Here is a 12,333-nt window from a genome sequence, read left to right on the forward strand (position 1 = left end):
CGGGCAAGTTAACGCGTACCGATCGGTATGCGCCACCTGGCGGACCGAATACGGCGGGAATGGCCGGTGATGGGGTATGCAGGGCCCATGGAACCAACACCCGGCGAAAGCGACCGGCCGACGCCCCCCGTGGCCGCACTGCTGCTGGCCGCCGGGGGCGGGCGCCGGCTGGGCGGCCGGCCCAAGGCGCTGCTGCCCTACCGGGGGCGCCCGCTCGTGGAGCATGCCCTGCGGGTGCTGCGGGAGGGCGGGTGCGGCCCGGTGCACGTGGTGCTGGGCGCGGCGGCGGACGAGGTGCGCGAGCGGGCGGACCTGTCCGGCTGTGTGCCGGTGGTCAACCCCCGCTGGGCCGAGGGGATGGGCTCCTCGCTGCGCGCCGGGCTCGACGCGCTCACCGGCCCGGCCGGGCTCGGCCACGCCCGCACTGGCGAGCCCCCCGGCGCCCCGGCACTCCCCGCCCGCCCCGATCCCCGCCGCGCCCGGAGTCCCTGCGGCGCCCATGCTCCGGCGGGCGCGGTGCTCGTTCTGCTCGTGGACCAGCCCGGGATCGGGGCCCGCGCGGTGGCCAGGGTCCTTGCCGCGTACGGCGGTTCACCCGGTGTGCTCGCCGCGGCCACCTACGGCGGCCGGCGCGGCCATCCCGTACTCATCGGCGCGGAGCACTGGGTCCCGGTGGCAGCGGCGGCCGTGGGCGACCGGGGAGCGCGCGGCTATCTGCGTGAGCACGAGGCCGAGATCACGCGCGTCGAATGCGGCGACGTGGCCGAGGCGTACGACATCGACATGCCGGAGGATCTGCGGCGACTGACCCAGGACACATGAACACCTCCCGGCGGCAGGGGACTTGACTGCGGCGATGGCACTGCGAGCCGCATTGCCTCGATCCGGAGAGTCTCGACATCAACAAACCATTGAACTTCCACTATGAGGAAACTACTATCCACTGGTCAGAAGCTCTCGATGCCCGGAACGGTACGTACCGCCTCGGCCACCACGGTGGCACCCGGTGCCACCGCGCCGCGCCTCCGGGGGCCGCCCGACCGCCGCAGAAGGAGTGACCCCCATGTCCGCACCAGCGCCGTCCCCGCTGGAGATCGTCGCCACCGCCCCCCTGCCGCGGCAGGAGGAGGTGCTGACCGAGGCCGCTCTCGCCTTCCTCGCCGAGCTGCACGCGCGCTTCACCCCCCGGCGAGACGACCTGCTGGCACGCCGTGTCGAACGGCGTGCGGAGATCGCCCGTACGAGCACACTGGACTTCCCGACGGAGACCGCCGCGATCCGGGCCGACGGCAGCTGGCGCGTCGCGCCGGCGCCGAAGGCACTCGAAGACCGCCGGGTCGAGATCACCGGGCCGACCGACCGGAAGATGACGATCAACGCGCTCAACTCCGGCGCGAAGGTCTGGCTCGCGGACTTCGAGGACGCGTCCGCACCCACCTGGGAGAACGTGGTCACCGGTCAGATCAACCTGATCGACGCGTACGAACGGCGTATCGACTTCCGCGACGAGGCGTCCGGCAAGTCGTACGCGCTGCGCGACGCGGCCGACCTCGCCACGGTCGTCGTACGCCCGCGCGGCTGGCACCTGGCCGAGCGTCACCTGCGGGCCGCCGACGGCCAGGCGGTGCCGGGCGCACTCGTCGACTTCGGCCTGTACTTCTTCCACAACGCGCGACGCCTGCTGGAGCGCGGAGCGGGTCCGTACTTCTACCTGCCGAAGACCGAGTCGTACCTGGAGGCCCGGCTCTGGAACGACGTCTTCGTCTTCGCCCAGGACCACCTCGGCATCGCGCAGGGGACCATACGCGCCACCGTGCTGATCGAGACGATCACGGCCGCGTACGAGATGGACGAGATCCTCTACGAACTGCGCGAGCACGCCTCGGGGCTGAACGCGGGCCGCTGGGACTACCTGTTCTCGATCGTGAAGAACTTCCGGGACGGCGGCGCGAAGTTCGTCCTGCCGGACCGCAACGCGGTGACCATGACGGCGCCGTTCATGCGCGCCTACACCGAACTGCTCGTCAGCACCTGCCACCGGCGTGGCGCGCACGCGATCGGCGGCATGGCCGCGTTCATCCCCTCCCGCCGCGACCCCGAGGTCAACAGGGTCGCCATGGAGAAGGTGAAGGCGGACAAGGACCGGGAGGCGCACGACGGCTTCGACGGCTCCTGGGTGGCGCACCCCGACCTGGTGCCGGTGTGCCGCGCGTCCTTCGACGCGGTCCTCGGGGAGCGGCCGAACCAGAAGGACCGGCTGCGGGAGGACGTCACGGTGGCACCGGGCGATCTGATCGCCATCGACTCGCTGGACGCGAGGCCCACCTACGACGGCCTGGTCAACGCCGTCCAGGTCGGTCTGCGCTACATCGAGGCCTGGCTGCGCGGCTCGGGCGCGGTCGCCATCTTCAATCTCATGGAGGACGCGGCCACGGCGGAGATCTCCCGCTCGCAGATCTGGCAGTGGATCAACGCGGGAGTGCAGTTCGAGCACGAGGGCCGTACCGTACGGGCGACCCGCGAACTCGTCCGCGAACTGGCCGCGAGCGAGCTGGCCGCCATCCGGGCGGAGACCGGTGACAAGGCGTTCGAGTCGGGCGAGTGGCAGCAGGCCCACGACCTCCTGCTGACGGTCTCCCTGGACGCCGACTACGCCGACTTCCTGACCCTCCCCGCCTACGAGCGCCTTCGCGGCTGAGGCCGCGCTCCCCCCGTCGCACCCCCGTCCCGGCGCCCGGGGCGGGGGTGCGATGAGTTCCGGGCGGGCGGGGAGTCGTCAGGTGTATGGATATTCATACGCAGACGGACGTGATCGATCTCGGGCCCGCGTGCGAGCGCATCCGACGCCTGGCCGGGGGTGTGCGGGAGGGGGATCTCGACGGGCCCACGCCCTGCCCCGACTACCCCGTGGCGACTCTGCTGGCACACGTCGTGGGGCTGACCGCCGGTCTGGCCGCGACCGCGCGCAAGGACTACGGGCCCGCCACCGACACCGCGCCGGGGACGGTGCTGCCAGTGCTCGGTGCGAACTGGCGCACCGTATTGGACCGGCAGCTCGGGGAGCTGGCCCAGGCGTGGCGGGACCCGGCGGCCTGGCTCGGAGTGAGCCGGGCCGGATCCGTGGACCTGCCCGCCCGGGTCGCCGGGCTCGTCACACTCAACGAGCTGCTGCTGCACGGCTGGGATCTCTCGCGCGCCACCGGGCAGCCGTACGAGCCGGGGGACGCGGAGCTGCGGGTGGCGCACACGGCGCTGACGGCCGCCGCGGCGGGCGCGGTACCGAGGGGGCCCTTCGGGCCGCCCGTCCCGGTGGACGGCGGGGCCCCGCTGCTCGACCGGGTGGTCGCCCTCAGCGGGCGCCGGCCCGACTGGACACCCGTGCTCTGACCGGTCCGGACAAGACGGGCGCCCCTGCCGCATCCCGGAGTCCGGGAGGCGGCAGGGGCGCCCGTGTCGTTCCGCGGTCCGTCAGGATGTCGGGGTGGTGCGGTCGCGCGGGCCGTCGGGGCGCTTGTACGTATCGCCCGTCATGGATTCCAGCGTCCGCTGCTTCGTCTCGGGGATCTTGAACCGTACGAACCAGATCGACAGGAACGCGAACAGGGCGAACGCCCCGTACAGCCAGGACAGGCCCACGTGCTTGGTGGCCGGCTGGAAGGCGAAGGTGACGATGAAGTTGAAGATCCAGTTGGACGTCGTGCCGATCGCCAGTGCCATCGCCCGCATCCGGTTCGGGAACATCTCCGCGAGCATGACCCACATCACGGGACCCCAGGACAGGGCGAAGAAGACCACGAAGGCGTTCGCGCCGACCAGCGCCAGGGGACCGTACGGATGAGGCAGGGTGACGCTCTTGCCCGTGCCGTGCTGCTGCGAGAAGGCGACCGCCGTCAGCAGCAGCGAGAGGAACATGCCGATGGAGCCGATCGTCAGCAGGCGCCGGCGGCCGACCCGGTCGATGAACAGCATCGCCACGACGGTCATCACCACGTTGATCGCTGCGGTGATCACGGAGGTGGTGAACGAGCTGGACTCGCTGAAGCCGACCGACTCCCACAGCGTCGTCGAGTAGTAGAAGATCGCGTTGATGCCGACGAGCTGCTGGAGCGCGGCCATGATGATGCCGACCCAGACCAGCGGGTGCAGGCCGAAGCGCGCCCCGCGGATGTCCGCGAAGCTGGTCCGGTGCTCCTTGCGCAGGGTCTGCTGGATCTCGCCGGCCTTGGCCTGGCCGTCCTCCTCACCGGAGATGCGCTCCAGCACACCGGCCGCGTCGTCGAGCCGGCCCTTTTGGACCAGGTAGCGCGGCGACTCGGGGATCGTGAGCGCGAGCACACCGTAGACGGCGGCGGGGATCACCCCCACGAGGAACATCCAGCGCCAGGCCTGAAGGCCCCACCACAGGTCCTGGGACGCCCCGCCGGCCGCACCGGCGAGCCCCTTGTTGGAGCTGAGCACGACGAGCTGACCGATGGTGATGGCCAGCTGCTGCAACGAGCCGAGCGCGCCGCGACCGCTCGCCGGTGCCACTTCGGAGATGTAGGCCGGGGCGATCACCGAGGCGATGCCGATACCGAGGCCCCCGATGACGCGCCAGACCAGCAGGTCCGGTACGGAGAAGGCGAGCGCCGAGCCGACCGAGCTGATGATGAACAGGGCCGAGCCGAGCAGCATCACCTTGCGGCGGCCCCACATGTCGGCGAGCCGCCCCGCGTACCACGCTCCGACCGCGCAGCCGAGGAGGGCGATCGACACGACGAACCCGGAGAGGAAGGCCCCCAGGTGGAAGTGGCCGGTGAGGGAGTTGACCGCGCCGTTGATGACCGAGGAGTCGAAGCCGAAGAGGAAGCCGCCCACGGCGGCGGCGATGGAGACCCCCAGAGCTTTGCCCTTACGGCTCGACGCGCCTGCTCCTCTGACAGTTTGGGCCATACCGCCATCACCTCATGTACGTCACCCGGCCGCCTGCCGGGTAAATCATTATGAAACAGTCCTTTTCGGTCCATGTAAGCATTCGAACGAACGCAGGGCTCCGCCGGGGCCGCTGGACGCGGTCGGGCCGGGCACACGGGGTCGCATACGGGACGCTTCCATGATCCGCTGAGCGTCCGTCTACCCCGAGGCCGGAGCCGCACCGCTCGGGAAAGCGGTGAATACGGCGTCCCTGGCCGCCGGGGGCACCCTCAGCGGTGACACACCGTAACAGAGACAGGAAGCGGATCCCCACTCGTCCGAACCGGTGACCCGGACCACCACCGGCAGCGGTGACGCGGGCGCGGGTCCGGCGAGGCGACGGGGCCGCGGTGCGGCCCGACCGGGACCCGCCCGGGACCCACCCGGGCGAGCACCCTCCACCGTGCCCGGTCGGGGCGGAAAGTCGCAAGTCGGCCGGATGGCGGCGATCCGCCGCGTAATCTGCCGCTGTTGTGGGTCATGCCACACCACGCCCTTGGATGAGAGAAAGGTCCGTCACGTGACCCACCGGTTCCGCCGAGCGCTCCTGGTCCTGGCGGCGCTCGCCGTCACCTGCGCGGCCGGCTGCTCGCCCGACGCCACCGCCTCGGAGCACGGGGCGTCGAGCCCGCTGACCGGCCTCGACGCCCCCGGCGAGAAGGACATCGCGATGCGGCTGGTGTCGAGCGCCGAGAACTCCACGCTCGACTGGAAGGCCCAGTACGCGTACGTCGAGGACATCGGCGACGGGCGCGGCTACACGGCGGGGCTGATCGGCTTCTGCACGGGCTGCGGGGACCTGCTGCAGGTCGTCGAGGCGTACACGAAGGCGAGGCCGGACAACGCACTCGCGCGCTACCTCCCGGCGCTGCGCCGCCTCGCCGCGGCCGGCAGCGCCTCCCACGAGGGCCTCGGCGACGGCTTCGTGACGGCATGGCGGAAGGCCGGGGCCGACCCGCGCATGCGCACGGCACAGGACACGGAGCGTGACACCCAGTACTTCGACCCGGCGGTACGGCAGGCGAAGAAGGACGGACTCGGCGCGCTCGGGCAGTTCTTCTACTACGACGCGATCGTGATGCACGGCAACGGCCACGCCCCGACGAGCTTCGGCTCGATCCGCGAGCGCGCGCTGCGCACCGCACGGACCCCGTCGGCGGGCGGTGACCCGAAGAAGTACCTGGGGGCGTTCCTCGACGCACGGGTGTGGGCCATGGAGCAGGAGACCGACCACCAGGACACGAGCCGCGTCGACACGGAGCAGCGGGTCTTCCTGCGCGACGGCAACATGGACCTGCGTCCGCCGCTCAACTGGAATGTCTACGGGGACAGTTACCACATCGACCGCTGAGGCGCGGCGGGTTCCGGGCCGGCCTGCCGTGGCGGTGGCGGGAGTGCCGGGCCGGGTGCGGCAGCGGTGTGCACGCGAAGGCCGGCACGGCGGCCGGCCGGACGAGGGGCCCGGGTGCGACGGCGGTGTGGGCACCGGGCCGGGAGGCCGCGAAGGCTTCGCGGTGTTCTCCCGGCCCGGCGGCCGTGGGCCCCGCTCGGGCCCGCGGCCACCGGCCGAGGGCCGTCCCCCTCGGCCGGAGTACGTCCGGTCGCGCGACGCCTCCCGGCCCCGCGCCGACACGGCGCCGTGGAAGGGCCGTCACGCGTCCGCGGCGAGCCGGGCGAGGCGCTGGGCCTGCGCGCGGGCCGCGCGGGCCACGGAATCCTCGTCCACCCGGGTCAGCCTGCCGTCCTCGACCACCACCCGGCCGTCGACGAGTGACAGCGTCACCGGGGCGGGCGCCCCGAGCACCAGCGCGGCGACCGGGTCGGCGATGGAGGAGTGGGCCAGTGTGTCCATCCGCCACAACACCAGGTCGGCGAGCTTGCCCGCCTCGATCGACCCGATGTCACGTGCCCTGCCGAGGACTTGGGCGCCCCCGTAGGTGCCGAGGCGCAGCGCCTGACGAGCGGAGAGCGCCGCCTCGCGGTGCGCGCCGAGCCGGTTGACCAGCAGCGCGTTGCGCAGTTCCGTGTGGAGTTCGCCGGACTCGTTGGAGGCGGTGCCGTCCACTCCGAGCCCGACCGGCACCCCGGCGGCCAGCATGTCGGGCACGCGGGCGATCCCCGCGCCCAGCCGCGCGTTGGAGGACGGGCAGTGGGCGACGCCCGTGCCGCTCCGGGCGAACGCGGCGATGTCCGCGTCGCTCATGTGCACGCAGTGGGCCATCCACACGTCGGAGCCGAGCCAGCCCGTCGACTCGAAGTAGTCGGTGGGGCCCATGCCGAACAGCTCCTTGCAGAACTGCTCCTCCTCGACGGTCTCGCTGCCGTGCGTGTGCAGCCGCACCCCCTTGGCACGCGCCAGCTCGGCTCCCTGCTTGAGCAGTTCGGTGGAGATCGAGAACGGCGAACAGGGCGCGACCGCGATCTGGGTCATCGCGCCGGGCGACGCGTCGTGGTAGCGGTCGACGGTCTCCGCCGTCGCCGCGATCGCCTCGTCGAGCGTCTCGACCGCGAAGTCCGGCGGCAGACCGCCGTCCGAGGCGCCGCGGTCCATCGAGCCCCGCGCGAGGGTGAACCGTACGCCCGTCTCCGCCGCCGCGCCGATGACGGCGCCCGACAGGTCGCCGGCCCCGCGCGGGTAGACGTAGTGGTGGTCGGTCGCGGTGGTGACGCCGCCCCGGACCATCATCGCGAGGGAGCCCCCCGCCGCGGCACGCACCATGGGCTCGTCGATCCGGGCCCAGGTCGGGTACAGGGCGACCAGCCAGTCGAAGAGGTTGTGGTCGGTGGCGAGCCCGCGAGTGATCCACTGGTAGAAGTGGTGATGGGTGTTGACGAGGCCCGGTGTGAGCAGGTGCCCGGTGCCGTCGACCCGCCGCACCACGTCCGTCAGGGAGTCCGGCGCGGGGCCGGGGCCGACGGACTCGACGCGGTTGCCGGCGACGACGACATGGCCCGAGGCGTACTCGGTGTCCTCGGCGTCGACGGTCGCGACGGCACAGTTCTCGATGACGATGCGCGAAGCCCCCATGACGATTCCTCTTCCTGTGGCGGGCCGTTGAGCCCTGAAGCGTACGGACCCGGGGGCCGAGCGGGGTGACGACCGAGTCCGTGGTGCGCCGCCGTGCGCCCGCCTCCCGGCGTCGGACGGTGACGCGTCAGGGGTGCGCAGATGCCCCCGCTCCCCCTCGTGGCCCCCGGCGCTGCCGCTGCGGGGTGACGCCGGCGCGCGCGTCGAGGGTCGTGCTGTGCCCTGCCGCCGTACCGGACAGCCGGTGGTGGCGCGTCGTGGCGTGGTGTGGTGTGGTGTGCTGCCGCCTCGCGGTGCGGGCGGCGGCCCGGTCACAGGGTGGTCAGGTCCGCGGGGATCAGCTGCTCCGCGCCGTCGCGCAGGATCGTCGCCTCGATGAGGCCGTAGGGACGGTCCGCGGCGAGGTAGACGGCGCCGTCGGGCGCGTCCGTCTCGTTCTTCAGGCCGAACCGCTCCATGTCCACCAGGAAGTGGTGCTTGTTGGGCAGCGAGAAGCGGATCTCCTCGACATCCGGGTCCTGTTCGATGACGCGGGTGCCCATCCGGAACATGGTCTGCTGGAGCGAGAGCGAGTACGTCTCGGCGAACGCCTGCAGGATGTGGGTCTTCGCCCGCGCGTAGGAGGCGTCCCAGTCGGGGGCCGGCGAGTCCGGCGCTCCGGTCCAGCCGTGGCGCCAGCGGGCGGAGACGTCGGTGGCGAGGATACGGTCGTGGGTCTCGGGCAGGGTCGTGTACGTGTCCTTGGCGTAGCCCCAGAACTCGGAGCCGGTCGAGTTCAGCACCGTCAGGTCCTTCAGACCGGAGACCACCTCGACGTGGCCGCCGTCGAAGGTGACCTGCGCGAGCCGGGTCTCCTGGCCGGTGCGGACGAAGGAGTGCCCGGGGCCGCCTATGCGGTCCCACGCGTACTCCTCCACACGGATGCGGGCGCGGTGTATCTGCTCCTGGCCCGCGACGAAGTGCCGGGCCAGGACGGTCGCGAAATCCTCGGCCGACGCTATGCCGTGCTCCTTGGCGAAGGCGTACACGGTGTTCTTGGTGGTGTCCGTCGGCAGGACGTTGGCGTTCGATCCCGAGTAGTGGACCTCGTCCATCTCGCCGGAGAGCGAGACGGAGACGTTGAGGTCCTTGATGTGGTGGGTGGTGCCGTCGCGTACGACCTTGACGACACGGCACTCCGCCTTGCCGTACTGGTTCTGGCCGAGAACGGTGGTGGGCATCTGCTAGCTCCCTCGGTAAACGGAGTAGCCGAACGGGGTGAGCAGCAGCGGCACGTGATAGTGCTCCCCCGGTGTGACGGCGAAGGAGACCGTGACCTCGGGGAAGAACGCGCCGCTGTCCCGGTGCGCGGGGGCGTCCTGCTGGGCCTCGGCCGGGCTGTTGGTGACCGGGCTGGTGGCGACCGGGCCGGTGGCGGGCGGCGCGGCGCCGGCCTCGGCGGTCATGGCCTTGTCCATGGCGGGTGTTGGGGGTGTTGGGGGTGTTGGGGGTGTTGGGGGTGTTGGGGTACTCACGGCGCCGACGGCTTCCGTCGTGGCAGTGGCTTCCGCCGTGCCGGTGGCTTCCGTCGTGCCGGTGGTGGCGGCACCGGTGGTGTGCTCGCCACGGGCGCCCTGGGCCACGGCGGCGAGGTACTCCTCGGTGTCGAAGACGAGCCGTACGTGCCGGGTTCCGTCCGGCAGTACCGGCAGGTCCTTGCACCGGCCGTCGGTGTCCGTCGCCGACCCGCCGAGCGTGCGCCAGGCGGCGCCCGCGTCCGTACGGGCCGCCAGGGAGACGGGCACGCCCGCGGCGGGGCGGCCCGTGCTGGTGTCCAGGACGTGCGTGGACACGGTCGCGGCGGGCTCGGCCACGAGGCGGCCGAGCCGGATCCGGTTGATCCGGCCCAGTTCGGTGCGCGCGATGACGCGCTCCCGCTCCGGCGTGTGGGCGAGCCGCCGGGTGAGGGCGTCCCGCAGCTGGTCCCCGCTCGCCCCGGTGGCGCAGATGAGGAAGACGTGCCCGAACCGCTCCTGGTAGGCGAGGTTCAGCCCGACGAGTTCGTCCCGCAGCGCCTCGGACGCACCGGCCATGCCGCGCTGTTCACGCGAGGAGACCGGATCGCCCGGGGTGGGCCGCCCGATCGGCGGGTGGCCCGCCATGGCCTCGTCGAGGCCGGAGTCCGTGAGGGCTTCGGTGGCGGCGTCACTCGCGGCGAGGAGTGCCTCCGCCGACGCGTAGGGGCGCCCGGCGAGCAGCCGCGCGCCCCAGGCCGGGGCGGCGCAGACCTCCTGCAGCGCGGCGAGCGCGTCGGACGGCTGCGCGGTGTTGAACCGAGCGAGAGGGGACGTCACCGAGGCCTCCTGGCAGTACGGGACCGGCTTCGCTCAGCTAACGCCCTCCGCGAGAATGCGTCAACACTTTGTTGAAAAAAGCCTTTCGTGGTCCCCGCACGGCCCGTGGTGTCAGGACGTCTTGTCGCGGTTGAGGTAGTTGTAGACCGTGAAACGGCTGACGCCGAGCGCGCTCGCCACCGTCTCCACCCCGTGCCGTACGGAGAAGGCACCGCGCGCTTCGAGTCCCCGTACGACCGTCTGCTTGGTGCGGCGGTCCAGGTCGGCGAGCGGCATGCCGTGGACACGCTCCAGCGCCGCGAGAATGTGGTCCAGCGAGTCCGCGAGCTGCGGCAGGCGCACGGCCAGCACGCCGGCGCCCTCCCAGGACAGCACGACGTCGTCCGGGCCGGCGTCCGCGGGGCGCAGGATCTCGCCGCCCATCGCGTCCACCAGCGGACGTACGGCTGCCACCAGCGGGTGGTCGGGCGAGCCGGTCACCTCTCGTCCTCCGCCACTACGTTGACCTGGACGGATATCCGGGTGGCACCCGCGCCGAGCGACGCGCGCAGCAGCCCGTTCACCGCGTCGAGCACCTCGTCCGCCGCACCCTCGGCCGTGTTGCCGAAAGGGCCGACGTCGAAGGCGTCGAGGTGCGCCGCCGCGACGACCTCGCGGGCGACGACCGCGTGCTCCGGCGCCTCCTCCAGGTCGAAAGGCTCCGTCGTGTACTCCACCCTCAGCCGCACTGTGCCCCCACCAAATCGCTGTGACCTGTGGCTTCCCGATCGACGATAGCGACTCTAACGGGCGCATGGCCGGGCCGCGTCCCGGGGATGCCAGGGACATGACCACGTCCGACACGATTTCCTGGATCAGGCTCTCCGCCGTCCGTCTGCCGCTCGCGGTGCCCGTCAGCGACGCCAAGGTGCTGACCGGCCGCCAGCGCGCCATGACGGAGGTGGCGCTCCTGTTCGCCGAAACAGCCACCGCGGGGGGCCACCGCGGCATCGGCTTCACCTACTCCAAGAGGGCGGGCGGGCCCGGCCAGTTCGCCCACGCCCGCGAACTGGCGCCCGCCCTGCTCGGTGAGGACCCGAGCGACATCGGCAAGATCTGGACGAAGCTGGTGTGGGCCGGCGCTTCCGTCGGCCGCAGCGGCCTCGCCACCCAGGCGATCGCCGCGTACGACATCGCCCTGTGGGACCTGAAGGCGCGGCGGGCGGGACTGCCGCTCGCCAAGCTGCTCGGCGCCCACCGCGACTCCGTGCGCTGCTACAACACGTCGGGCGGTTTCCTGCACGCGCCCGTGGACGAACTGGTGCGCAACGCGGAGGCCGCCGTCGCCGGGGGCATCGGCGGCGTCAAGATCAAGGTCGGCCATCCGGACTCCCGCGAGGATCTGCGCCGCCTCAGCGCCGTACGCGAGCGGCTGGGCGAGGACGTCCCGCTGATGGTCGACGCCAACCAGCAGTGGGACCGTCCCACCGCACGCCGCATGGGCCGCGCCCTGGAGGAGTTCGGGCTCGTGTGGATCGAGGAGCCGCTCGACGCGTACGACGCGGCGGGGCACGCCGAACTCGCCGCCGCGCTGGACACCCCGATCGCGACCGGCGAGATGCTGGCGAGTGTCGCCGAGCACCAGGAGCTGATCCGGCTCGGAGCGGCGGACGTCCTCCAGCCGGACGCACCCCGCATCGGCGGTATCACCCCGTTCCTGAAGCTCGCCACCCTGGCCGACGTGCACCACCTGCAGTTGGCGCCCCACTTCGCGATGGAGATCCATCTGCATCTCGCCGCCGCGTACCCGGCGGAGCCGTGGGTCGAGCACTTCGACTGGCTGGAGCCGCTGTTCGAGGAGCGCGTGGCCATCAAGGACGGCAGGATGCTGCTGCCGGACCGGCCCGGCCTCGGCATCACGCTCAGCGAGCAGGCGCACGCCTGGACCACCGAGGTGTACGAGGTGGGTGAGGCGCCCTGACGCCGGGGGGCCGGCGGTGACGATGCGCGGTGGCCGGCCGGGCTGTGACCGGCCGGGCA

At 72.1% G+C, this 12,333-nt stretch carries 11 protein-coding genes; 5 read left to right on the forward strand and 6 right to left on the reverse strand.

All coding sequences use genetic code 11. The features are described 5' to 3' along the window. The first annotated feature begins 87 nt into the window (after window positions 1-87). The 3 genes from OG310_RS06365 to OG310_RS06375 all read left to right on the forward strand — a co-directional run bounded on the left by OG310_RS06365 (window position 88) and on the right by OG310_RS06375 (window position 3,387). Entirely contained in the window at window positions 88-822 is a 735-nt protein-coding gene (locus tag OG310_RS06365) for a nucleotidyltransferase family protein (protein ID WP_329454892.1), read from the forward strand. A gap of 241 nt (window positions 823-1,063) precedes the next feature. Further along, on the forward strand, window positions 1,064-2,698 hold the full coding sequence (gene aceB / locus OG310_RS06370; protein WP_329454893.1) for a malate synthase A: 1,635 nt from the start codon (window positions 1,064-1,066) through the stop codon (window positions 2,696-2,698). Between the two features lie 86 nt (window positions 2,699-2,784). After that, window positions 2,785-3,387 (forward strand): TIGR03086 family metal-binding protein, encoded by a 603-nt coding sequence (locus OG310_RS06375; protein ID WP_329454894.1) that lies wholly within the window; start codon window positions 2,785-2,787, stop codon window positions 3,385-3,387. A gap of 81 nt (window positions 3,388-3,468) precedes the next feature. On the opposite strand, the gene OG310_RS06380 is transcribed toward OG310_RS06375, so the two are convergent. Next, a complete protein-coding gene (locus tag OG310_RS06380; RefSeq protein ID WP_329454895.1) occupies window positions 3,469-4,932 on the reverse strand; it encodes a sugar porter family MFS transporter in 1,464 nt (487 codons plus the stop codon). 541 nt (window positions 4,933-5,473) lie between these two features. Here OG310_RS06380 and OG310_RS06385 point away from each other — a divergent pair. Continuing rightward, complete coding sequence (locus OG310_RS06385) at window positions 5,474-6,304, forward strand: chitosanase (RefSeq protein WP_329454896.1); 831 nt, start codon at window positions 5,474-5,476, stop codon at window positions 6,302-6,304. Window positions 6,305-6,604: 300 nt separating this feature from the next. Here OG310_RS06385 and OG310_RS06390 read toward each other — a convergent pair whose 3' ends face one another. The 5 genes from OG310_RS06390 to OG310_RS06410 form a co-directional block, all read right to left on the reverse strand. Next, window positions 6,605-7,981 (reverse strand): 8-oxoguanine deaminase, encoded by a 1,377-nt coding sequence (locus OG310_RS06390; protein WP_329454897.1) that lies wholly within the window; start codon window positions 7,979-7,981, stop codon window positions 6,605-6,607. Between the two features lie 311 nt (window positions 7,982-8,292). Beyond that, window positions 8,293-9,201, reverse strand: coding sequence for a factor-independent urate hydroxylase (pucL, locus tag OG310_RS06395; RefSeq protein WP_329454898.1), 909 nt, complete (start codon window positions 9,199-9,201; stop codon window positions 8,293-8,295). A gap of 3 nt (window positions 9,202-9,204) precedes the next feature. Further along, on the reverse strand, window positions 9,205-10,314 hold the full coding sequence (gene uraD / locus OG310_RS06400) for a 2-oxo-4-hydroxy-4-carboxy-5-ureidoimidazoline decarboxylase (protein WP_329454899.1): 1,110 nt from the start codon (window positions 10,312-10,314) through the stop codon (window positions 9,205-9,207). Between the two features lie 111 nt (window positions 10,315-10,425). Then, the gene (locus tag OG310_RS06405) at window positions 10,426-10,737 is read right to left on the reverse strand and encodes a helix-turn-helix domain-containing protein (RefSeq protein WP_443078825.1); all 312 of its coding nucleotides are present in this window, start codon (window positions 10,735-10,737) and stop codon (window positions 10,426-10,428) included. Between the two features lie 53 nt (window positions 10,738-10,790). Further along, on the reverse strand, window positions 10,791-11,042 hold the full coding sequence (locus tag OG310_RS06410) for a hypothetical protein (RefSeq protein WP_329454901.1): 252 nt from the start codon (window positions 11,040-11,042) through the stop codon (window positions 10,791-10,793). 98 nt (window positions 11,043-11,140) lie between these two features. Between OG310_RS06410 and OG310_RS06415 the strand changes: the two genes are divergently transcribed. After that, window positions 11,141-12,274 (forward strand): L-talarate/galactarate dehydratase, encoded by a 1,134-nt coding sequence (locus OG310_RS06415; protein ID WP_329454902.1) that lies wholly within the window; start codon window positions 11,141-11,143, stop codon window positions 12,272-12,274. The last annotated feature ends 59 nt before the right edge of the window (window positions 12,275-12,333 follow it).

The organism is Streptomyces sp. NBC_01497 (assembly GCF_036250695.1).
In the GTDB taxonomy this organism is placed as follows: Bacteria; Actinomycetota; Actinomycetes; order Streptomycetales; family Streptomycetaceae; genus Streptomyces.